Origin of the sequence: Serratia sp. 506_PEND, assembly GCF_001076875.1 — a bacterium.
GTDB lineage: Bacteria > Pseudomonadota > Gammaproteobacteria > Enterobacterales > Enterobacteriaceae > Serratia > Serratia marcescens.
The window spans coordinates 1-741 of sequence record NZ_JVEL01000465.1; the positions used below are offsets into that span (position 1 = coordinate 1).

General features: G+C 52.2%; 2 protein-coding genes. Both read right to left on the minus strand.

Features of this window, described 5'->3' with window-relative positions:
* Positions 1-512, minus strand: a 512-nt coding sequence (locus ADK28_RS18750) for a DNA-binding protein (protein WP_275452767.1), incomplete at its 3' end; no start/stop codon positions are given.
* A 2-nt stretch (positions 513-514) separates the two neighbouring features.
* Positions 515-741: helix-turn-helix domain-containing protein (locus ADK28_RS30320; RefSeq protein WP_414711764.1), on the minus strand; the 227-nt coding region annotated here is incomplete at its 5' end.

Sequence of the window (741 nt, forward strand, 5' to 3'; positions counted from 1 at the left end):
TTGCGGGCATTGGCCAGAAAGGCCGCATTCTGCATACGTTCCGGCAATGAACCTTTTTTTGACTCGCTGGCCAGATACTCCACCGCGCCTTTACGCGACATTTTGAAGGTATCCATCATGCGAAGCACCTCAATGGCCAGCGTCATACGTGCATCGGCGATCTGCTTCTGCTGGTCATTCAATGAYTKCACCTTGCGATCAAGYAGGGCGGGACACTTGCGCATGATCTCCAACTGCTGCGGTGACTTGAGATTAGGGCGCTTATTCGGCACTGGCACATCCACCGACTTACAGCCTGACTGCTCCAGAACCGATTTGTAATGACGCTGGCGAACAATCTCGCGAGCCTCAGCAGGCAAGCAGTCGATGTGATACTCGAAAGCTTTGGAGCCTTCACGCTTGCGCTTCAATGCCGAAGACTCACCCGCAGATTTATTCAGGAGATAGCGCACGCCTTGCGCTGTGCCAGGCAGACCAGTCAGCCCAACCAGTTCATTTACGGACAGGAACATGATCACGCCACCTTGCTGTTGTAACGGCTTGGCCAGATACAAGCTGGATCTACATTAAGAGCACCAGCAATGATGCGCTCGCCTTTTGGGTAAGTACGATGCAAGGCATTTTTGAGCGTATCCGGTTTCAGGCCTGCCTCTTTTGACAATTGACGCATGGTCATTCCGCGCTTATGAAGCTCAGCAACGATGTCAATCTTGTGCCAATCGGCACTAACTACTTCTTTTC